This is a genomic window from Argonema antarcticum A004/B2, assembly GCF_023333585.1.
GTDB classification, from domain to species: domain Bacteria; phylum Cyanobacteriota; class Cyanobacteriia; order Cyanobacteriales; family Aerosakkonemataceae; genus Argonema; species Argonema antarcticum.
The window spans coordinates 1-22,376 of record NZ_JAIQZN010000049.1; the positions used below are offsets into that span (position 1 = coordinate 1).

General features: G+C 41.9%; 18 protein-coding genes, 1 pseudogene and 1 CRISPR repeat array. Of the genes and pseudogenes, 10 read left to right on the forward strand and 9 right to left on the reverse strand.

Annotation, left to right across the window (positions count from 1 at the left end; all coding sequences use genetic code 11):
* The 3 genes and pseudogenes from LAY57_RS19980 to LAY57_RS19990 form a co-directional block, all read left to right on the forward strand.
* Window positions 1-1,055, forward strand: a pseudogene (locus LAY57_RS19980) (hypothetical protein); the annotation flags it as partial.
* Window positions 1,056-1,084: 29 nt separating this feature from the next.
* On the forward strand, window positions 1,085-2,077 hold the full coding sequence (locus tag LAY57_RS19985; RefSeq protein WP_249068580.1) for a pentapeptide repeat-containing protein: 993 nt from the start codon (window positions 1,085-1,087) through the stop codon (window positions 2,075-2,077).
* 57 nt (window positions 2,078-2,134) lie between these two features.
* Window positions 2,135-2,287: a CRISPR-associated endonuclease Cas2 gene (locus LAY57_RS19990; RefSeq protein WP_249068582.1), complete on the forward strand. Its 153-nt coding sequence runs from the start codon at window positions 2,135-2,137 to the stop codon at window positions 2,285-2,287.
* A gap of 180 nt (window positions 2,288-2,467) precedes the next feature.
* A CRISPR array of direct repeats spans window positions 2,468-3,500; the repeat unit is 36 nt; unit sequence CTCCCTACTCGCTAGGGAAATTAGTTGAATGGAAAC.
* Between the two features lie 150 nt (window positions 3,501-3,650).
* Here LAY57_RS19990 and LAY57_RS19995 read toward each other — a convergent pair.
* Window positions 3,651-6,089, reverse strand: a complete 2,439-nt coding sequence (locus LAY57_RS19995) for a metallophosphoesterase family protein (protein ID WP_249068583.1) — start codon at window positions 6,087-6,089, stop codon at window positions 3,651-3,653.
* Window positions 6,090-6,436: 347 nt separating this feature from the next.
* Here LAY57_RS19995 and LAY57_RS20000 point away from each other — a divergent pair, with 347 nt between their 5' ends.
* The 4 genes from LAY57_RS20000 (at window position 6,437) to LAY57_RS20015 (ending at window position 10,007) form a co-directional block, all read left to right on the forward strand.
* Window positions 6,437-6,640, forward strand: coding sequence for a ChaB family protein (locus LAY57_RS20000; protein WP_249068585.1), 204 nt, complete (start codon window positions 6,437-6,439; stop codon window positions 6,638-6,640).
* Between the two features lie 42 nt (window positions 6,641-6,682).
* Window positions 6,683-8,002, forward strand: a complete 1,320-nt coding sequence (locus tag LAY57_RS20005) for an aromatic ring-hydroxylating dioxygenase subunit alpha (RefSeq protein WP_249068587.1) — start codon at window positions 6,683-6,685, stop codon at window positions 8,000-8,002.
* A gap of 85 nt (window positions 8,003-8,087) precedes the next feature.
* Window positions 8,088-8,705 carry a Uma2 family endonuclease gene (locus LAY57_RS20010; RefSeq protein WP_249068589.1) on the forward strand — a complete coding sequence of 206 codons (618 nt, stop codon included), beginning with the start codon at window positions 8,088-8,090 and terminating at the stop codon, window positions 8,703-8,705.
* A gap of 177 nt (window positions 8,706-8,882) precedes the next feature.
* Entirely contained in the window at window positions 8,883-10,007 is a 1,125-nt protein-coding gene (locus LAY57_RS20015) for a pentapeptide repeat-containing protein (RefSeq protein WP_249068591.1), read from the forward strand.
* A 51-nt stretch (window positions 10,008-10,058) separates the two neighbouring features.
* Here LAY57_RS20015 and LAY57_RS20020 read toward each other — a convergent pair whose 3' ends face one another.
* From LAY57_RS20020 to LAY57_RS20055, 8 genes are all read right to left on the reverse strand, one after another.
* Window positions 10,059-10,316 (reverse strand): transposase, encoded by a 258-nt coding sequence (locus LAY57_RS20020; protein WP_420839104.1) that lies wholly within the window; start codon window positions 10,314-10,316, stop codon window positions 10,059-10,061.
* Window positions 10,317-10,788: 472 nt separating this feature from the next.
* A complete protein-coding gene (locus LAY57_RS20025) occupies window positions 10,789-11,697 on the reverse strand; it encodes a beta-1,6-N-acetylglucosaminyltransferase (RefSeq protein WP_249068592.1) in 909 nt (302 codons plus the stop codon).
* 13 nt (window positions 11,698-11,710) lie between these two features.
* Entirely contained in the window at window positions 11,711-12,952 is a 1,242-nt protein-coding gene (locus LAY57_RS20030; protein ID WP_249068594.1) for a class I SAM-dependent methyltransferase, read from the reverse strand.
* Between the two features lie 63 nt (window positions 12,953-13,015).
* A complete protein-coding gene (locus LAY57_RS20035; protein ID WP_249068595.1) occupies window positions 13,016-14,317 on the reverse strand; it encodes an NAD(P)H-dependent oxidoreductase in 1,302 nt (433 codons plus the stop codon).
* Window positions 14,314-14,865 carry a dTDP-4-dehydrorhamnose 3,5-epimerase gene (gene rfbC, locus LAY57_RS20040; RefSeq protein ID WP_249068597.1) on the reverse strand — a complete coding sequence of 184 codons (552 nt, stop codon included), beginning with the start codon at window positions 14,863-14,865 and terminating at the stop codon, window positions 14,314-14,316. The genes LAY57_RS20035 and rfbC overlap by 4 nt, the downstream gene beginning before the upstream one ends.
* 35 nt (window positions 14,866-14,900) lie before the next feature.
* Entirely contained in the window at window positions 14,901-15,995 is a 1,095-nt protein-coding gene (gene rfbG, locus LAY57_RS20045) for a CDP-glucose 4,6-dehydratase (protein ID WP_249068599.1), read from the reverse strand.
* Between the two features lie 74 nt (window positions 15,996-16,069).
* Window positions 16,070-16,843, reverse strand: a complete 774-nt coding sequence (rfbF, locus tag LAY57_RS20050; RefSeq protein ID WP_249068602.1) for a glucose-1-phosphate cytidylyltransferase — start codon at window positions 16,841-16,843, stop codon at window positions 16,070-16,072.
* 190 nt (window positions 16,844-17,033) lie between these two features.
* The gene (locus LAY57_RS20055) at window positions 17,034-17,834 is read right to left on the reverse strand and encodes a glycosyltransferase family A protein (RefSeq protein WP_249068604.1); all 801 of its coding nucleotides are present in this window, start codon (window positions 17,832-17,834) and stop codon (window positions 17,034-17,036) included.
* A gap of 138 nt (window positions 17,835-17,972) precedes the next feature.
* Here LAY57_RS20055 and acs point away from each other — a divergent pair, with 138 nt between their 5' ends.
* From acs to LAY57_RS20070, 3 genes are all read left to right on the forward strand, one after another.
* Window positions 17,973-19,943: an acetate--CoA ligase gene (gene acs / locus LAY57_RS20060; protein WP_249068606.1), complete on the forward strand. Its 1,971-nt coding sequence runs from the start codon at window positions 17,973-17,975 to the stop codon at window positions 19,941-19,943.
* A gap of 278 nt (window positions 19,944-20,221) precedes the next feature.
* A complete protein-coding gene (locus LAY57_RS20065; protein ID WP_249068608.1) occupies window positions 20,222-21,124 on the forward strand; it encodes a hypothetical protein in 903 nt (300 codons plus the stop codon).
* A 56-nt stretch (window positions 21,125-21,180) separates the two neighbouring features.
* Window positions 21,181-22,239: a metallophosphoesterase gene (locus tag LAY57_RS20070; protein ID WP_249068610.1), complete on the forward strand. Its 1,059-nt coding sequence runs from the start codon at window positions 21,181-21,183 to the stop codon at window positions 22,237-22,239.
* The last annotated feature ends 137 nt before the right edge of the window (window positions 22,240-22,376 follow it).

Below are 22,376 nucleotides of genomic sequence, written 5' to 3' on the forward strand. Positions count from 1 at the left end.
GTCCCCCTTGTCCCCCTTGTCCCCCTTGTCCCCCCTATCACCAACTGTTTTTCACCACACCTTATTCTCTGTACCTCACTCACCTGACAAAGGCTGTAATCGCGCCGCAAGCCCATCCCCTTTTCGGGGTGGGAGTGTCAATCCGTATTAGAATAGACCAAACAGTTGCTGGATTAGTTGGGGAGGCAACAACAATGAAAGCTTTACCTGTGTTCGATCGCGTTCTTAAAGATTTACAAGACCATGAAAACTCAACGCGCATTAAAAAGCTGATCTTTGGTGCGTGTCAGAATACTTGGGAAAATGACATCAATAAGTTGCAAACTTTTAGTTTCCAAGATTTGTTGCGACAGTTAATGGAATCAAACCCAACTATAGAGCAATTGAAACTAACTTTAAATAAAGTTGTACAAACTCTTAATAAACCAGGAGAATATGGTTTGATAGCCAATGTAATTATTAGTAACGTCAGTAAGCTATACCCAGATGTTCGAGAATCAACACAAGTAGTATCCAGCGGTTCTGCATCGACTCCAACGCCTGTAAAATTAACTACCGAACAGCTACCGATTCCTCAACAAAAATCCCAGGCAAATCCATTAAATCCACCTTACGATCCATTTGCCCTGCGGATGGAAATTATCAAGTATACAAACCCGTTGAGAGCGAAGGTACTTATATTTTCTACGCTTTATCAACAGACGAGTTTCAGCGAACAAGATTTAATCACACTTAGGGCACATGAATTTGACGATTTGCTCCGAAAACTGTATATGTACTGCGATACAGTTATAGAACTTGAGGCTAGGCTAAGTAGTACTGCTAGATGTCTGTTTGAGCAAGAAGAAAATTCTCAAGCTGCAAGTGCAATTATCCAGGCAATGAAACCGTATTATGCAAATCGCCAACCAGGAATGTATAAACGTCAGACATCAGATGGCAATCCGGCAGAACCAACAGAAATGATGATCGAAAGCGATCGCGCGATCGCAGAAAATCCCAATAATTTAAGCGATGGAGATGATAGTACGCACCAAGTACACGGTTTAAAATAGAAAATTAGGATAATTAATCGGTAAACTATATGGATGCTAATGAACTTAAAAAGCGATACGCCGCCGGAGAAACAAATTTTAGCGGTGTAAACTTAACTGGAGTACATCTACTTGGTGCAGATTTAATTGGTATATCTCTACCTAAAGCAGATCTGCATGGTGCAACCCTAATTTTTGCATATTTAAATCGGGCAAACCTGATTAAAGCAAATTTAGTTGGTACAAAGTTGTGCGGTGCTAACTTAAACCAGGCTAACCTCAATTCGGCAAATTTACACAATGCAGACTTGCACGGCGCGACTTTACAAAACGCAGATTTGCGCGGTACAGATCTGACCTTAGCATATCTGCTAGATGCTAATTTAATTAGTGCGGATTTGCGGGGTGCAAATCTGAGTGGTGCTAACCTAACTGGTGCTTGCTTGCGAGGTGCAAATCTGCGTGAAGAAGCGAGAGTTTACACTGCGAGTATGCGGGGTGCAATTCTGCGTAAAGCTGACTTGCGGGGTGCCAATCTCACTGGTGTAGATTTGGCTAAAGTTAACTTGAGTGGTGCTAATTTGAGCGAGACAACTTTGCGGGAAGCAGATTTAAGGGGTGCTGATTTGTCTTATGCCAATCTTAGCGGTGCTTTCCTGAGTGAGGCGAATCTGTGTGAAGCTAATTTGCGCGGTGCTAATATGACTAATGTCAAGTTGGAACGGGCAAAATTAATTGAAGCGGAAATGACAGGTGTAAATTTGCGCGGTTCTTTGTTAGCTGATGCTAAATTGAATAAGGCGCAAATGAGTCGGGCGAATCTTAGTGGATCGAGGTTGGTTAGGGCTGATTTAAGTCGGGCAAATTTGACTGAAGCTAACTTAAGCGATTCGGATTTGATTGAGGCATATTTAGCTAGAACAAATTTTACTAATGCAAATTTGAGTAAGGCAAATTTTACGAGGGCAGAATTGAGTAGTGCATATCTGGCTGGTGCAAATTTGAGCGGTGCAACGATGCCTGATGGAAGTATTTCTAATTAGGAATGGTTGGTATTTGAGCAAAGGGGCAGGAGGGCAGATGAATAAAAATGTTATTTTTTGAATAAAAGCATAACAACTCCGAAAGAGCCGGTAAAGCTGGAGGAGGATAGCGTGCGGTTTTATCCTTTGTCTGGGCATACTTTGGGACAGGTGGAAACTTGGGGCGTTAGGCCGTCTGTGAGTGAGTTGCCGGGGTCGGTGGTGATTTAGTTTGCGAGGCTCAGGGAAAATGGCTGGATTGACGCAGTTTCGTTGCGAGCCTCGCAGCTTTGCTGGGTAACGGTTTGGGCGATTTTCCCACAGCAAGTTTGACTGGTTTTGTGGTAGGATTGACTGAGCTTCGCAAATGCCTTCTGGACATTAGGCCAGGTAAGGGTTTCAGAAGCGGCACTCCCTACTCGCTAGGGAAATTAGTTGAATGGAAACTTAAGGTCTGTTTCTGGGTTGGAGGCATTAAGCAGCGATCTCCCTACTCGCTAGGGAAATTAGTTGAATGGAAACCGGGGTCACCCGATTCGATGCAGCCGGTGAGCTCTCTCCCTACTCGCTAGGGAAATTAGTTGAATGGAAACCTCGATGAAGGATATTCAGAGAATGGCTGATGCGGGCTCCCTACTCGCTAGGGAAATTAGTTGAATGGAAACCTGTAATCCCCTACATTCGCACCATCCTTGGTAAAATAACCCTCCCTACTCGCTAGGGAAATTAGTTGAATGGAAACGTAGTATCTGGCAGCGCACCTCGGCGCTGCGTTGGCTCCCTACTCGCTAGGGAAATTAGTTGAATGGAAACCAATAACACGATGCGCATACATTTAATTGCTATTGGCCTCCCTACTCGCTAGGGAAATTAGTTGAATGGAAACAAGAAAAGTAACTGACAAACACCTTCATTGGCAAAAATACTCCCTACTCGCTAGGGAAATTAGTTGAATGGAAACGTGCCATTCAATTCATCCAGCCATGGCAGTCAGGCACTTAGAACCAAGCTCCCTACTCGCTAGGGAAATTAGTTGAATGGAAACTGCGGGCGTTTGGCCGCAGCGTGGGTCATGCCCACCAGTTCCACTCCCTACTCGCTAGGGAAATTAGTTGAATGGAAACTGATCACTAATCAGAACTTCGTCAGCCATCAGTCGCTCTCTCCCTACTCGCTAGGGAAATTAGTTGAATGGAAACTGGTGCTCGCCTTGGTAGACTTCCACCTGGTTGAACTTTAGATGACCTGGCTCCCTACTCGCTAGGGAAATTAGTTGAATGGAAACGTCAACGTCTACTCTTTTTATCACTTCGCATGAGCGTTGCTCATACGCAACTCCCTACTCGCTAGGGAAATTAGTTGAATGGAAACGGTGAAGACGAATGCGTGGCGGTGACCACATACCCTACTCCCTACTCGCTAGGGAAATTAGTTGAATGGAAACGTGCCAGTGCCATCCAGAAAACAGCTCACCCTATTTTCTCCCTACTCGCTAGGGAAAGTGCGATCGCATTATTATATTGTTGTGCTTCAGCATATTGTTGCGCTTCAGCGATCTTAAAGAGCGCTAAAGCGCAACAACGTACCAAATTTATTATGGCAAAAACACCCTGGGCTGTGGTGCTGTTTCATCCAGACGCAGAGGCACAAAATACCTGCTGAAAACGGTGCTATTGGGTTTCCAACCTGGATGCCAATAGACATCCTGAATCACTGCTTTAGCATCATCATTATTTTCAGGCCATTGGAAACTAACCAAAGCGATGTTGCTGTAACCAACAACTTCCTCACCTTCTTGAATCCATCGATTACGCCACAGTAACGAAACTATTTTTTCCCAAGTACTAAGATGATAATCTTCTGAAGACTCCTGTGCTTTTTGCCAAACAATTTCCTTTGCTTTCTGTCTTTTCATCCATTCTATGCGATATTGCCAATCCGGTAAAGAGTTAGTATCTTTAACAAAGATTTCCCAAGCTATTTTATCGTTCCCACGAGCGTAGTTAATTTGCCGTACAGTTGGCTTTTTAGGTGAAACTTCCACATCCAGCATCTTCACAGTATCATATATAACTTGCATTTCAATTAGTTGGGGTGGATTGTTCCATCCTGCCCAATCTTCTGGTTTTTCCAGTGCAAGGGATTTAGCTTTTGTATGGATAAAATGCGTTGCCATCTCGGCATTTTTGAAGGCGCTTGAAGTTAGCTGTGCCAGTACGTGCGCTGAGGCAGGCGAATTGCGATCGGCTTCTGATTCGCCAAAATGATAATTAGACCAATAGCTGAGGCGAACAGCGCATCCGTAGTGGATATCGCCGGAAAGTACCACTATGCGATCGCGCTGTTTAAACAGTTCCGCCAGCAGCATAGAAAACCCAACCTCGTGAAAATTCCACGAGTCACCCGCATCGCTACCGAAAACATTACCTCGTTCTAAATCCCAACGTTGAATTATATCAATAATCGATAAACTCACCAAATTTGTCGGCACAACAACCAGCGTTATTTCGATATGAGAATTACTCGTTTCTTTGAGCGGTTGCTGAAGCTGTTTTTCAAAAGCTGTGTGACTTAGTAACATTGGCGGTTCAGTTGTTTTTTCTTTTGGATAACCCCGCCAAGTTCGCGTATCTAGCACAATCACTTCGTGCTTAAAGCTTTTGACAGTATAGTGCCAGTCTAAAGCTTTAGTTTCATCGGGATAATCGCGATTTAAAATCAGACTATCTTCGTCTTCTTGTAGCTTAGGTAAATTAGTTTCATAATCTAACTGAGGAATCCCTAAGTATTTGGAAATATTTGACCAGGCAATATCATCAGTTCCTGCTGAAATTGACCACTTTTTAGCATCCTCTAATAACTTTTCTCCTGACTGTCCATCTTGGAACTGTTCCGGCGTATTTCCCCAAGCTTGAAACACAGAATATGCCAGCAACGCATTTTGCACGGTACGTTTGCCAAGCGGCTTGCTGAATACGCGGTTACACCATTCTCGATTTAGATAGCAGTCATCGCTGACATCATGATCGTCGCAAATCATATAAGTTGGGATATTAGCAAGCAAGCGCCTAATTTTAGACAAATCTCGACTGAATCCTTCAATAATTGACGCTTCTTTAGACCACAACTTCGCCGCCTGAGAATCTTTTTTAACATCTGGGTTTTCAGGTAAGCGATTCGGCCAAAGTATAGGCGACCACACAAACAAATACATTGCCAAATATTCGCCTAAACCAAACAAGTGACTTTTAGCCTTCTCCGGTTTATTGACAAGCATTGCTGTAAAACCACCGCAATCTCTAGCCAGTTCGCTGCGTTGACCGGGCTTCAACTCGCTGGGATTCATGTATTGATAACCCAGAGTTGGATGTCTCTTAATCGGCAGCTTTTCTTGCCAACTCAGCAGCGTGTCGCCTGCATCTATCAGCATCCACAGTAGCGGGTCTGCAACATCGTCACCGTAGATTTGATCTCCTGTAAAAAATAGTTGCTGCGGTCTAGAGTTTGGCTGATTCGCATATTGTAAAATTAGGTCATCTAATATTGTGAGCGCATCCTGTCCGCCGCCGTGTGGTTTGCGACAAGAACCATGTACAATTTGCAGATGATTTAAGTCATCTGGCGGCATAGCAAAAGTAGGCATCTGATGCTCGAAATAGCTAATTGTGACGTTAGGAAAAGACTTTTCTGAACGCAGGGCTTGTAGAAGATTGCTATTGCCAAAATCCATGTCGTAAGCATAGATTTGCCCTGGTTCCAGTCGCAATCCTGAGTTTGAGGGATTTGCCTTGGCTGTCACGGCGACGACATGAAGATATTTGCCCAGCTGGACTGTGGCGCGGGAACCGATTAATACAAGCCGATCGATGATGGTTTCACCATTGTCTGTAGAGTAAACCTTGAGCGTGACTTCTGCCGGTTCTTTCAAAGCTACCCAAACGGTCACAGCATCTGGTTCTGTTCGCCGCAAGATTGGGCCAGCCAGAATCAGGGGTAAGCGATCGATGCGATCGCATAAGGGCGTCCATGACATTTAATCTATCTCCCAGCTTCACCACCAAGCAGCCTCATTTTTAAGCTGACTCTAATATATTGACCTATAGATAGCTGATTGTGTAGGTTTTTTCAGCTAGCTTCGTGCTGGCGAGAGGGAGAGGGTTTTAAAACAGATTCTTCGTTGCTCAAAGCTCACACTCTATTTTTCAGCCCTAAGACGCATGAATTTTTATTTTGGAGATAACAATCTGGAATTAGTTTATAATATACGCGGTAAATTTGAAACTGCTAATGAAAAGTTTGCTAATTGTTTATTCCTATTAGCCATTAGCAACTCAACCAACGGTTTATGCCAGTGCGAAGTGTAGTAAGGAAAATCTATTTATGCCATATCAACAAATTGAAGAGTTACCAGACTCGGTAAAAAATCACTTACCCAAACACGCCCAGGAAATTTTCCTAGCGGCCTTTAATAATGCTACTGAAGAGTACGACGAGGAAGAAACTGCTTTTAAAGTTGCCTGGGGTGCCGTAAAGCACAAATATGAAAAAGGCGAGGATGGGAACTGGCACAAGAAACCGGAATAATCGGGTATACTGAAAAAAACCAGTCCTATAGCTAGTTGCCAAATGACATCACAGTTCAACTTCTTCCAACATTGGTATCCGCTTTCACCTATCGAAGACCTTGACCCAAATCTACCAACAGCAGTAACTCTTTTAGGAGTGCCTTTGGTAATCTGGAAGCCCAAGTCATCCGAGACATACCGTGTATTTTTAGATCGATGTCCCCATCGCTTAGCGCCTTTGAGTGAGGGGCGTGTGGATGAAAAAACGGGTAATTTAATGTGCAGCTATCACGGTTGGGAATTTGATGCCGAAGGAATTTGTACTCGTATTCCCCAAGCAGAAAATCCCGAATTGGTTATTGAAAAGCAAAAATATCTCTGTGCAACGGCGCTACCAACTCGTCAGGAGCAAGATTTACTTTGGGTATGGCCAGATGTTAATTCAACCGCACTAGCTAGTACCGTTCCGTTACCATTATCCCCTCAAGTAGATACAAGTAAAGGGTTTGTTTGGTCTTCGTTTGTGCGAGATTTGGAGTATGATTGGCAAACGTTAGTTGAGAATGTAGCTGACCCCAGTCATGTCGCTTTTGCTCATCACGGAATTCAGGGAAATCGAGAAAAAGCTACACCAATTCCCATTAAAATTGAGGAATCAAATCCTGATTTAATTAAAGCAACAACACCTTTAGGTTCAATTACATTTGAACCGCCTTGTCGCTTGGAATATGCTATTAAATTTGGTGAAACAAAGCAGGTTGGCCTAGTTACTTATTGTATACCTATATCTCCCGGTAAATCCAGAATAGTTGGACAGTTTCCGCGTAATTTTGCCAAAAGGGTTCTTCAGTTAACTCCCCGTTGGTGGGATCATATTAACAACCGGAATGCGGTATTAGATGGAGATATGATTTTACTTCAACAGCAAGAGTATTTTCTGCAACAAAAACAACAAAAAGAAAATTGGCAAACTGCATATAAATTACCGACAAGTGCTGACCGTTTGGTAATCGAGTTTCGCAAGTGGTTTGATAAGTATAGCCAAGGAAAGTTACCTTGGGAAGAAGTGGGAATCGCTGTTAAAGAAAAACAGGAAATCTCCGACAATCGTCAGTTTGTGCTAGACAGATATAGACAGCATACTCAGCATTGCGATAGCTGTCGAACAGCGGTTTTAAAGATAAAGCGGATCAAAATAGCGCTGTTAGGATATGTGGCTATTACTGTTCCCGTTGTGGCTGTTTTCCCAGATGCAGTTAGACTGAAGTTTGGTCTGCCTTTGATAGTGGTAGCTTTGTTGAGTTTAGGGGTTTATTGTTGGCTGAAATTTTGGTTGGAACCGAAGTTTTATTTTGTGGATTACGTACACGCAAAAAGGTAGCGGTGGTTAATCAAGTTGTATAATTTATGACATGGGATAAGCGATCGCATCTCTCAATTTTTCCAACTGCATAAGGAGGTTTACTATGGTAGTTACTCCTGAATCTAAATACATGAGTTCCCAAGAATATCTAGATTGGGAAGAACAACAACCTATTAAATACGAATATATCAACGGCGAAGTGTTTGCCATGACTGGGGGAACGCTTCCCCATAATTCGATCGCCCTTAATTTAGCTTCAGCGCTAAAATCTCACGTCAGGGGTAACGGGTGTAAAGTATTTATGGCAGATGCCAAACTGGGTGTATCTGAAAAAGGCCCATTTCACTATCCTGATGTCACAGTAACTTGTGACGAACGAGACAAAAACGCCCGCAAAGTTATTTATCATCCCTGTCTAATTGTCGAGGTTCTTTCTCCTAGTACGGAAAGTTTCGATTCTCCTACGGAGACGCTACTCGAACGTGGTAAGAAATTCCAACAATATCGTCGCATTTCCACTCTCAGAGAATATGTTTTAATCAGTGCAGAACAGATAAATGTTGAAGTTTTTAGATTAAACGATCGAGGAATTTGGGAACTTTATACTTATATGGAAGGAGAGGAAGTTTATTTAAGTAGTGTTGATTTTCGGTGTGCGCTCGAACTTTTGTATGAGGATGTCGTGCTAGAATCTGACGAAGAAGAAACAGTAGGTATGTAGTTAGGTAAGTTGTTGCGCTTTAGCGCTATGGGGTTTTTGGTTGTACTAGCGATCGCTATTTTCAAGAACATCATTTTTATGGAAAAATCTGGGTATTCGTGCTACGAATCTCCCTACTGATTCAGATAGGTGGCGAAATTGGGTAAAATATTTGTAAATCCCTAGATATTTACTAAAATGGCTGACCAAGAATTTGATGTGGCGTCTTTGGTTTCCCGCATTGAACAACTGGAAGAACAACAAAAGGTTGTCAAGCAATATGTTCAAAAACTGAAACGCCAGCTAGATGATTTGACAGAACAGTTTAATAATCGCCCTGAATTGCAGCAGTTGGAAGGTTTGCGGCGGAAGATTTTGAAGTTGCAACAGCAACGGGATGGGGGTGTTGGTGCAAGCGGCGACTCCCATATTACTCAATCTTCTAAGTCATCGGTAACTAAGGAGGCGGTTGATACTAATGATGAATTGGAAAAAATTAATTGGGAACTGGAAAAAATTGACCGTAAACTGCGGGAAGAACATCTAAAGCAGTCACCGCCTTCACAGGCTAACTTATCTGTGACACCTTCGACTCGTACTGAGGCTGTGGATATTCAGCCTACAAGTCAACAGGCTGTTGTCAGTTCTGTAAATAACGATAATATCGCACCTGTTCAAGATGACAATATTGGTGATTCTACTGAGGAAAATCAGGAACCTGTTGTTAGTGCTGAGGAATTTTTGAAGCGATATGAGGAGGAAGAAAGAGATTTTACTGGGATTAATTTGGCTGGAGTTGATTTGAGTGGGAAATCTTTTAAAGAGGTTAACTTAAATGGGGCAAACTTGCAACGAGTAAATTTGAGTAGCACAGACCTAACTAATGCTTATTTGATTGAAGTTAACTTTAGTGGTGCTAATCTTAGCAAAGCAAATTTGCACAGTGCAAATTTATTTGATGCGAATCTAAGTGAAGCAATCTTGAGGGAGACACAGTTGTATTATGCTAACTTAACTGGGGCTAACTTATGTGGAGCAAACCTAAGCGGCGCTAACTTAACTGGATTAAGTTTAATTCAGCTTAACTTTCAGAGCGCAAATTTAAGCGGACAAAATTTGAGTGGTCTTAATCTTTCTGGGGCTAGTCTATATGCAGCTAACTTGAGTGGTGCAGATTTAACTTCAGCAGATTTTCGTGGAGCAAACTTGAGAGAAGCAAACCTAGAAAAAGCTAACTTAAAAGATGCAAAACTGACTGGCGCAAACTTACAAAATGCAAAGTTGACTGGCGCTATTATGCCTGATGGCACAACTCAAAAGTAGAGTATTATTCTGCTAATTGTTGCTATTGTAGCAAATTGGGTTCTTCCGTACTTAGTGTGCTAAAATGTTATGAAAATGCCATAAGAGTAAAGCTCGTATTTCAAAATTATTAAAATTTCTAAATCCAAATCCACAACGTTTTAACAATTTTAATTTATTATTAATTCCTTCTACTATCCCGTTCGTTGTCCTTTTTTCAAAATACCCTAATACCTCTGGGAACCATCGCTTAATTGTTGCTACACTATTTCGATAATATGGTTCGGCTTTCTTTAACCAGTCAATTAGTCCTAATGTCCCTTCTCCCAGAGATTTACTATTTTATTTTGATGAAGACGATGAGAAGTCTGACCACAACGGGGACAATTGGCTGTTTTTTTCTCTACTCTTACCGATCATATTAATATTTCTTCTGTTTCTTTGCTCTCTTCTACCATGACACCAGGTAAATTTAGTAATTTTGTCATTATTCTTTTCATAATTGATTCTAAATGTCCTATTGTTCGGCGCTATTATAACATTTTAGCACACTAAGTACGAAAGACCAACTATTCCACCGCCGATAATCGCAAAATTATACATGAGTATTTCCTCACTTATAACTCACTTGTGAAACTACTCAACAATATCATAAAATCCAAATTCTTCTCGAATTGATTTGGTAAGTGCAATTATGTCTGGGGAGAAAATCAAAACTAAGGGAGTAGTTATTTATTTTTAGCTCAGTTTGCTTTATTCTGCCACAATTTTTCAGTCACACAGCCCGCCTGGGATTAAAATCCTATGACAATATTTTTGGATCGAGCAGGTCGAGAATTTCGCTGTTTGGATCGAATCTTCTAGCAAAATAAAAATTACCGTTAGTCATGTTTGGGTAATCTTCTATCGTCATAATTTTATAGTGACCAGTTTGGCGATCGCCTATCACTACATAACGCATATCATTATCGCATAAATTGAATGATTTGTTGTTAGCTAATACAGTTGCTATTATAGATTCTTCTGGCGCAATTGTTCTTTTGTAATAATTAACTAACTTGGGATTATTTCTCAGAAACTCTTTCAAATATTTAAGGCATTTGCGGGAAATGCTACACCAAGTAACATTTCCGTAACATACAAAATTATCATTAAAAGGAATAGAAAATGACTTTACTCCTACCCGCATTCCAAAAGTAGTGAAAATATGAATTATTGATTGGATTTGGTTGATTCGGGAAATTTTTTTTACTACCGGATGCAGCCATTTTGGGATATAAAAGTAGTATTGGTAGTAGAATCGGGTATAGCCTCTATTTTGGGGATGCCAAGGGCCAGTTTTCCAGTGTTGAATAAAAGCATCATATTCGGTGTTACTCAGAAATTCCTCAAATTTAGATAAAGGTTGAGTCGGATAATCTTGTCCTGAGAGATAAACTAACCAGTCGAAGTCGGAACTATGTTCAAACAACCAGTCTAGCGCCTCTAGATAAACCTCAAAGAAAGAATACTCACTTCTGATTGGTGGTTTATTTCTTTTAATCAAATCTACTCCTGATAAGTCGCTCAAAGGGGCTATATCTAAATAAGAAGTGCTAAAATCATGGCTGATCAGCACCTGGCAATTAGGGCTAGATATTTTGATAATTCTAGCCAGTCTACAGACTTGTTCTGGGTTATTATGGCTTTGAATTAAGTAGCATACTTTCATAAATTTTTTACCTTCAGGGATAAACTTTTGCTTCTGGAATTGGCACGATAAACTTTCCTTCCCATTCACGAATTTTTGCCATCTGTTCCATCACTTCATCTTTCAGATTCCAAGCCAGAATTAATAAGTAATCTGGCTTGGTTTCAAAGATTTTATCTGGGGAGAAAATTGGGATATGAGTTCCGGGTAGAAAGAGTCCCTGTTTGTGGGGATTGCGATCTACCACGTAATCGATAAAATCTGTACGAATACCGCAATAATTGAGCAGGATATTGCCTTTGGATGGCGCACCGTAGGCGGCGATCACTTTTCCTGCTGCTTTAGCTTCAATCAGAAAACTCAACAGTTTGCGCTTAGTTTCTTTAATTTTTTCGCCAAAGTTTAGATAAGTTTCTATTTGATCTAATCCAGCTTGAATTTCTTTTTGTTTTAACTGATTGATGCGATCGCTGACAATTTGATTTGTCGCATTTTCATGCTTGCCGTAAATGCGGATAGAACCTCCATGAGTCGGAATTTCCTCTACATCAAATAGCGTTAAGCCGTGAGTAGCAAATATTTTTTCAACAGTTAACAAAGACAAATAAGAAAAATGTTCTTCGTGAATTGTATCAAATTGATTTTGTTCTACAATCTGCAATAAATGGGGAAATTCCATTGTCAAAATACCGGACGCTTTTAAAACAAGCTTCATCCCAGCCACAAAATCATTTAAATCCGGTACATGAGCTAAGACATTATTTCCTAATAAAAGATCGGCTTGTTTACCTTGAGAAACCACTTCTTTAGCCGTTTCCACGCCAAAAAATCTGACAATAACAGGAATGCCTTTTTCTTGTGCTATTTTGGCTACATTACCAGCAGGTTCTACTCCTAAAACAGGAATTTGTTTTTCCTGAAAATATTGGAGCATATAACCATCATTACTGGCAATTTCCACAACTTGACTATTTTGGTTAAGCCCCAATTTTTCGACAATCATATCGCTATAAGCTTTGGCGTGTTTTAGCCAACTATCCGAATAAGAAGAAAAGTAAGGGTAGTTACCATCACCAAACATATATTCTGGCGACTCGATTTCTTCTAGTTGCACCAAAAAACATTTTTCGCAAACATTAGCACGAATTGGATAAAATTTTTCGACACGATTAAGCTGATCTTGACTTAAATAGTCATTTGCTATCGGTGACATTCCTAAATCAGCAAAATTGTGTTGAATGAGGTTGTTACAGAAACCACAGCGAGAGCTTTTCATGGTAAGATATATCCTTAGTTTGTCCGTGATATTTTTGCTGAACTTAACGTTTTTATTATTTAACTAACACTTTTTGGCAGGAGCAAAATAATTATTCTGTTCTGAGCGCAGTTGATGGGAAAGTATCCCTGACGGCAATTCTACATCATTGTAAGTTAATACTTGGTCTTTAGCAATATCTCTCTTGAGGCGACAACCCTCAACTAGACCCATTGGTAGTAGATTTTCTTCTATTACAATAGAAGAATTTTCGCACTGACCGTAAGCCATATAACCGCCGATGCCGTCCAAAGTTTCTCCTATTTTTAGATTAATTTTAGCGGTTGCAACCACATCTACGATCGGACCACCCAAAGGTGCTAATATGACATCTTGAAACAACACAACTCTAGCTACTGATATTGGTACTTCAAAGTAGCAAAGATGGTAAGGGATGTAGAAGCTGTATAGGGGGCCTTCACCCAATTTATAAAGATTGAGATAATGACGATGTTTGGGGTCGTCGTTGGTAGCAAATATAAAGACACCGGGACTTGGTTTTGCACCTAAAACGTAGTCTACAATGCCACCCCATTCTTTTAGTTGGTCAACGTCATACATATTAGTCATTTCATCAACATGACCGGAGTATTCGTATCCCAACATCCCGCGTTTTGCTACTCTCATGCCTGTGCCGTTAGCAACGATCGCTTGCTCAAAAGATATCTTAGTACCATCAGCAAAACTTGTCACCATCTGCGGCGTTTGATCCCAGCGTTTGGCGAAAGCTTCCTGGGTAGTGGGGTTGCGATAATGGTCTTGTAGTCCTTTGATATTTCCGCATAAAAGAGGGTTTAAACCGATACTTTTAACGAACCGATAAAGGTTCATTTGTACCCCTGGTTGATCGCCATCACAGGCAGTGATAATGACTCCTGCGCGATCGGCATAAACTTTCAAAATAGGGCCGATCGTGCTATCTAATTCGGCATTCATCAGAATGATATGTTTGCGATAAGATATCGCTTCCATCACCACTTTAGCAGCAAATTCGATCGTACCAGTCACTTCAATTAAAGCATCGATGCCTTCTGCTTGGCACAATAACATGGCATTGTCAGTTATAGTATATTTCCCGTTAGCGATCGCATCTTCTAAATTGGCAAGGGTATTAACAACTGTAACCTCTTCAACTCCCGCTTCATTATAAGCTCGTTTTGCTTTATCCAAGTGTCGGTTAAAGATAGCTACCAGATTCATTCCCGGCACTGAATTGATAATTTGATTGGCAATTCCTCGCCCCATAGCTCCAGCACCAATCATTGCTACTTTGATGGGGTTTCCTGCTTCTGCGCGTGCTTGCAGTGCTCGATCGACAATGATCATTTTTCTCCTCCTATAAGAACCGATTCCAACAATGGCCAACTCGCATCTTTTGACGAAATTTCACTCACCGATAGCGGCCAATTTATATTAATAACTAGATCGTCATAACGCAGACCTCGTTCGTACCCAGGAGTATAAAACTCACTTACTTGATAGATTGCCTCAGATCCATCTGTCAAAGCTTGGTAGCCATTGGCAAACATTTCCGGCACGTACAAAGCACGGTGGTTTTCATCTGTTAATTCTACACCAATATGAGATAGATAGGTAGGCGATTCAGGACGCATATCTACAATTACTTCATAAATAGCGCCTTTCGTACAGCGAATCAATTTTGCTTCTGTTACCGGAGCAATTTGATAGTGTAACCCTCGCAGCGTACCTTTTTTGGGGTTAAAAGATAAGTTTGTTTGGGCAACAGGTGGTTTCAATCCTCGCTCTTCAAATTCCTTCGCGCAAAATATCCGCGCAAAAAAGCCTCGCTGATCGGATATCTTTTCGATCTCGACTAAGAAAGCTCCTTTCAACTGTGTTTCTGTAAATTGCATAATTTAATTCACTGATAAAGCAGGCGGAGGAGTTATTAACGAGCGAGGTAAATTGACTTTTCTTCTAGGCTTTGGTAGCGCTTAATTTGGTCTTCCACAAGCTCTCGAATATTCTGCTCCTTTAGATAGCTTTGGTAAAATTCTACTATCCATTCGAGAGTTTGATCCAAGGATAATGCTGGTTGCCAGCCTAATTTAGCTTTTGCTTTCGAGCAATCAAGTTTCAGATAATTGTCTTCGTGGGGATGATGCGCTGCATCTAATTCCCAAATAGCTCCATCTCCCCATAATTTTGTTAACTTCTCTACAATCCAAGCAACAGGTTTGGCATCTTCTTCGTTAGGGCCAAAGTTCCAAGCTTCAGCGTACTCTGGCCCATATTTCCACAAATGTTCGGCCACGCATAAATAACCGCTCAAAGGTTGTAAAACGTGCTGCCAAGGACGAGTAGCATGGGGGTTGCGAATTAGGAGTGATTGCCCCATCATAAATGACCGCATGATATCCGGTATTAACCGATCTGCCGCCCAGTCACCGCCACCGATGACATTACCTGCTCTGACACTTGCTAATGCTACCCTATGGCGATCGTAATCAGCCGCAGAAAAATAAGAATCTCGATAGGCAGCAATTACTATTTCTGCACAAGCTTTGCTGCTGGAATAGGGATCTCTACCTCCCAATGTTTCATTTTCTCGATATCCCCAAACCCATTCTTTATTTTGATAGCATTTATCGCTGGTGATCATCACCACTGTTCGGACGCTTGGAGTATGGCGAACTGCTTCCAAAACGTTTACTGTTCCGATGATATTTGTTGTGTAAGTCTCAACTGGATGCTGATAGGAATAACGCACCAACGGTTGTGCCGCTAGATGAAAAACAATCTCTGGCTGATGTTCTTCCATCACAGTTTTGAGATTTTCCAAATCGCGAATATCTCCGACGATAGAAACCATTCCTTGCTCAACATTTGCCAGTTCAAACAAACTGGGTTCTGTCGGTGCTGGCAAGGCATATCCAATCGTTATTGCTCCCAAGCTTTGCAACCACAGTGATAGCCAACTACCTTTAAAGCCGGTATAACCAGTAATCAAAACTTTTTGGTTCTTCCAAAATGTATAATCCATTAATCCACCTGTTTATCACTACAAAATTTATCCCCAGCTAACTCTTGGCTAAAAAATATTTGAAATTGATTTTTTTACCAACTTTTCCAGGGTGCATTTCCTTGATCCCAAATATTTTCGAGGTAATTCTTATCCCTAAGCGTATCCATTGGTTGCCAAAATCCATCGTGCTTATATGCTGATAATTGTTTTTCAGAAGCAAGTTTCTGCATCGGTTCTTGTTCCCAAACTGTGGCGTCATCAGTAATGTAATCGATCGCTTTAGGTTCTACAACAAAGTACCCCCCATTAATCCAGGCCCCATCTTCTTCTGGCTTCTCATGAAAACTGCTGATGATAGTTTGATCTTTTCCCAAAGAAATTGCTCCGAAACGTCCGGGTTGCTGAACAGCAGTCAAGGTTGCCAAGGTTCCTTGTTGTCGATGAAATTCTATTAACTTAATGATATTAACATCACTGACTCCATCACCGTAAGTTAAGCAAAAAGTTTCATTGCCAATATGATCTCGGATTCGCTTCAATCTTCCGCCAGTCATGGTTTTTTCGCCTGTATCTACCAACGTGATGCGCCAGGGTTCGGCATAACCTTTATGAATGTTTATTTGATTAAATTGCAAATCAAATGTGACATCAGACATCCGCATAAAATAGTTGGCGAAATACTCTTTTATCATATAACTTTTGTAACCGCAACAAACAATGAAGTCGTTAATGCCATAAGCCGAATAAATCTTCATTATGTGCCAGAGAATTGGCTGTCCCCCAATTTCTACCATTGGTTTTGGCTTAATTGTGGTTTCTTCGCTTAAGCGAGTACCCAATCCCCCTGCTAATATTACTGTTTTCATCGAAATCACCTCCAGATATTAAAATTCAATTTTGGCTATCAACCTAAGACTGGACAATAATTGGTGGTCTGGATGGAAACTAACACTGCAATGCGTGCTTTTGGATAGTGCTGACTAATAGCCATAGCAGCAGAAAGACCAACTATTCCACCGCCGATAATCACAAAATTATACATGGTATTTTGTTCACTTATAACTCACTTGTGATATTACTTAACAATATCATATCATAAAATCCAAATTCTTCTCGAATTGATTTTGTGAAAAGCCGATAATTAAGGAAGTATTTAATTTTCCATAAAATTCCTTTATCTTTATTTTTATCCATAAACATACTATCACCTTGCAAATAGATATTCTCTTGGTTTCCAATTATGTATATAGCACCTATAAATGGTAATGGTTCGAGAGGATTTCCTCTTTTGACCATCTGATCTTCGACATGACTATGGTTGTCATAATATTTATTAAGTTCTGGATAATCCTGGTTTATATCATCAGGCAATTTGTGTAGATCATATCTAATAATATTGGAAGTTCCGCACAACTTGTTAAAGGCTTTTTTGCGAAAATAAATCAATTTTTTACCTGTCTGATACACATAGCCTGGATTGAAAAACCATCCATTACTCTGAGGATTTTGAGTGACAAATTTTGCTAAATGTTTACTAACACAATCATCAGCATCTACAACCATAGTATGAGATGGGTTAAATTCCCTTGCATAAAATAATCCATGCAAAATTTTGCGCCCTTTATCTAAACTTTTAGATTGATAGTCTTGTCCTGGGATTGGGAAATCAACTTCAATATAGGTAATGTGAGGATGATTAAATTCAATCTGTGGTTTTTGATGACAGACGACAATAACTCTAAAATCGGAGGAAGTCTGATTACATACCGATTTTAAGGTTCTTTCTAATAACTTAGAGACGAGTTCCCAGGATTTGGAAACCTTGGGACTTTTGAGAGGGATGACAAATACTAACATATTGAAACTTTACTAATCACTAATTGACAATTATAACGAACCAGTTGGCTACAAAACTTAAAAAAACTAAAACTACTTTGGTACAGATTTGCGGCAAGATAGAAAATTCAGGAGTAAATATAAGTACAGATCGAAACTATGTCACAATCAACGATCGAATCAGTCCTGCAAGAAAAACGTCTATTCCATCCCGCTGCTGAATTCTCGCAAAAGGCTCATATCAAGAGTTTAGAGGATTATCAGGAACTATACGATCGCGCTAAAGCCGATCCGCAGAAGTTTTGGGCCGAATTGGCAGAACAAGAGTTAGAGTGGTTCCAGAAGTGGGATACGGTGTTAGATTGGCAACCACCTTTTGCTCAGTGGTTTGTTAACGGCAAAATCAATATTTCCTACAATTGTCTGGATAGACACCTCACCACTTGGCGCAAAAATAAGGCCGCTTTGATTTGGGAAGGGGAACCGGGAGACACCCGCACTCTCACTTACGCACAGCTGCACCGGGAAGTTTGTCAGTTTGCCAATGTGCTAAAAGAGCTAGGTGTACAAAAAGGCGATCGCGTCGGTATCTATATGCCGATGATACCGGAAGCGGCGATCGCAATGTTAGCCTGTGCCAGAATTGGCGCACCTCACAAGGTTGTGTTTGGCGGTTTCAGCGCGGAGGCGTTGCGCGATCGTCTCATCGACGGACAAGCTAAAGTGGTAGTCACCGCTGATGGGGGTTGGCGCAAAGATGCGATCGTTCCTCTCAAAGAACAAGTAGACAAAGCTTTGGCAAATGGCGCTGTACCAACTGTCACAGATGTCGTCGTTGTCAAGCGTACTGGTCAAGAAATACACATGGAATCGGGGCGCGATCGCTGGTGGCACGACTTGCAAAAAGGTGTCTCCGCCGATTGTCCAGCCGAACCGATGGACAGCGAAGACTTGCTGTTCATCCTCTACACCAGCGGCAGCACCGGCAAACCGAAAGGCGTCGTACACACCACAGGTGGTTATAACTTATACACCCACATAACAACCAAGTGGATTTTCGACATTCAAGACACCGATGTATATTGGTGTACCGCTGATATAGGTTGGATTACGGGACACAGCTACGTACTTTATGGCCCCTTATCCAACGGTGCAACGACGCTGATCTATGAAGGTGCGCCGCGTGCGTCGAATCCCGGTTGTTTTTGGGATGTGATTGAAAAGCACGGCGTCACTGTTTTTTATACCGCGCCTACCGCGATTCGGGCATTCATCAAAGCGGGCGAACAGTTGCCCAACGCCAGAAATTTGTCTTCTCTGCGCTTGCTGGGAACCGTAGGCGAACCGATTAACCCGGAAGCTTGGATGTGGTATCACCGGGTGATTGGTGGGGAACGCTGTCCGATCGTGGATACTTGGTGGCAGACGGAAACTGGCGGGATTATGATTACGCCGCTACCTGGTGCGATCGCGACTAAACCCGGTTCTGCTACCCGTCCCTTCCCCGGCATTATCGCCGATGTTGTCGATTTGGATGGTAACCCGGTTGGGGATAATGAAGGTGGCTATCTATCGGTGAAATATCCTTGGCCTGGGATGATGCGGACATTATACGGCGATCCCGATCGCTTCCGCCGCACTTATTGGGAACATATTCCGCCTAAAGATGGCCAGTATTTTTACTTTGCTGGCGATGGTGCCAGACGCGATGAAGATGGCTACTTCTGGGTGATGGGGCGCGTAGATGATGTGATAAATGTTGCCGGACACCGCCTCGGTACAATGGAAGTCGAGTCGGCTTTGGTGTCTCATCCTGCCGTTGCTGAGGCGGCTGTGGTGGGTAAACCGGATCAACTCAAAGGTGAAGATATTGTCGCTTTTGTGACTTTGGAAAGTACGTATGAAGCAAGTGACGAACTGAACAAAGAACTGAAGCAGCACGTTGTCCGTGAAATTGGCGCGATCGCACGTCCTGGAGAAATTCGCTTTACCGATGCTTTACCGAAAACGCGATCGGGCAAAATTATGCGACGTTTGTTGCGAAATCTAGCTTCCGGTCAAGAAGTTTCTGGAGATACTTCTACTTTAGAAGATCGGGGAGTTTTGGATAAATTGCGGGAAGGAGCTTGATTGAACAATTACTACCTTCCTGCGAAAAGATAAGAGCAATCTTAACTTTACAGCGCTTTGCAGGTGAGTGAGGTAAATAGAAACCCGGTTTCTTCAAGAAACCGGGTTTCTGGAGTGTAATTCATCCGACTGCAAGCTGCTGTATGAAACTCTGTAGGGTGAAAAATTCTTCTAAACTTCCACAGGCGATGGCTTTTTCACGCCAGATTGCGATCGCCCTTTCCCATCCCCAAACCTCTTCTTCATCCTCTGATGTGTTAAACTCAATCTAAAATTCAATGACACGATTTATCCACGATCAATTTGCTAAAGATTATCTAGAGGAACTGTTAGCGCCTTTTGGGGAGGTGAAAGCGCCTCGTCGCGTAAGTGCCGAAGTCCGGGAAATAGACGTTTGGTTTGCCCCCACAACCAATACAGAGGTATTAGGATTACTCGGTCAGTTAGCTGCAACGCCTTCTGTGTTTGAACCGTTCCGCAATGCAGCTACTCCTACCGATATCTGTAATTGCCTCTTAAAACTTCTCACCCTGCGAGGGGAGTTGCAGCGAGAAGCGAATCGAAAAAAAGAGCGCCTTTCGGAGGAAACTTTACCTCGTCTGTGGATTCTTTCCCCAACCGCCTCAGAATCCATCCTCAACGGATTTAGCGCTAGAATCGATCTAGAAAACTGGGGAGCGGGAATCTATTTTCTGGCAGACTATTTGCGGACGGCGATTGTGGTGATTCATCAGTTACCGAAAACTGAAGCTACTCTTTGGCTGAGACTTTTAGGCAGAGAGAAAGTGCAAGAGGAGGCAATTGATGAACTACAGGTACTTTCAACGCATCCATTGCGATCGAATATCCTCAAGTTACTGACCAACTTCCAAGCTAATTTGCAAACAACAGAAAGTTTAGATCCAGACGAACGGAGTTTAATTATGAAGTTATCACCTCTTTACTTGCAATGGGAACAAGAAGCTCTCAAAAAAGGAGAACAACAAGGAATACAACAAGGAATACAACAAGAAAAGCGTCTGATGATTGAGAGTATGCTAGAGGTAAAATTTGGGGCAATTGATGAAGCGTTATCGCAGATTATCTCGCCTTTGATTCAATTGCCTACAAAGGAAGCGACACAGTTGATTATGCAATCTGACCGTCAAGAGTTATTAGGTCGGTTTAAGGAACAAAATTGAGTGTAAAAATAGTAGGGTGGGCATTGCCCACCCTACTGCTAAAAAAGTTAATGAATATGTCTTTGAAAATAAATCTCCTCTACAACTCCATCTTAATCGTCGCTGACATAGCGGTATTGTTATTTTTCCGCCGCAAGCAAACCGCGTGGACTCTGTGCGCCTGCGTAGGTTTATTAACCTTGATGGGATTGTTTTTGGCGGTATTGCTGGGAGAAAATTTGTTTGGAATTGCCAGACTGATAGGCTACGGAATATTCTTGCATGGTTTCATCATTTGGAGCGGTTTGGCGATCGCACTGCGCCGATCTGTAAAAAAAATCGCGATCGCCTGCGCTGTCATAGCTGTAATCATTGGTGGTATTGGGATTGATGCGTTTGCGATCGAACCCTATTGGTTAGAAGTATCGCACGTTCGGTTGAGTACGCCTAAACTGGCAAACCCAATCAAAATAGTTGCCATCGCTGACTTTCAGACCGATGTTTGGGGTGAATATGAGCGACAAACTTTGCTGAAAGCGATCGATCGGAAAGCAGACCTGATACTTCTTCCCGGAGATTATATCCAGCTATACAACACTTCTCGCCGAGAAAAACTCCGTAACCAGATCAACACTTTTCTCAAAGAAATCAATTTCGGTGCCAAATTTGGCGTGTATGCTGTGGAAGGAGATCAGGAGTTTTATCAGGAATGGCCGCATATTTTTGATGGGTTGCCCGTAAAAGTATTTCAAAATAGTGGAAGGGTAGTGATGCCCGAAATTTGTATCACCGGACTAACACTGAACGATTCTAGAAATCCCCAGTTAGAAATACCCGAATGCGGCGGAAAATTTCACATCGCTTTCGGTCATGCGCCTGACTTTGCTTTAGGCAATATTAATGCCGATTTGTTAGTAGCAGGTCACACGCACGGCGGTCAGGTGCGACTTCCTTTCATCGGGCCTGTGATAAAATTGTCCAGAGTGCCTAGAAAATGGGCTGCTGGTGTCACCGATATCGGCGACGGACGCACCCTAATTGTCTCGCGAGGCGTCGGTATGGAACGAGGAGCTGCACCAAGACTTAGATTTTTGTGTCGTCCTGAGTTAGTTGTCATTGATTTAGTGCCAGCCTAACTGTCAGCAAGTTATACCAAATCCGCAACGATTAACCCCTTTATCTCGATCGGCTGTAGAGACGTTTCATGAAACGTCTCTACAATGTTTAGGCCAAAAATTAAAGGGGTTAACAAACCCAGATTTGGTATTAAATC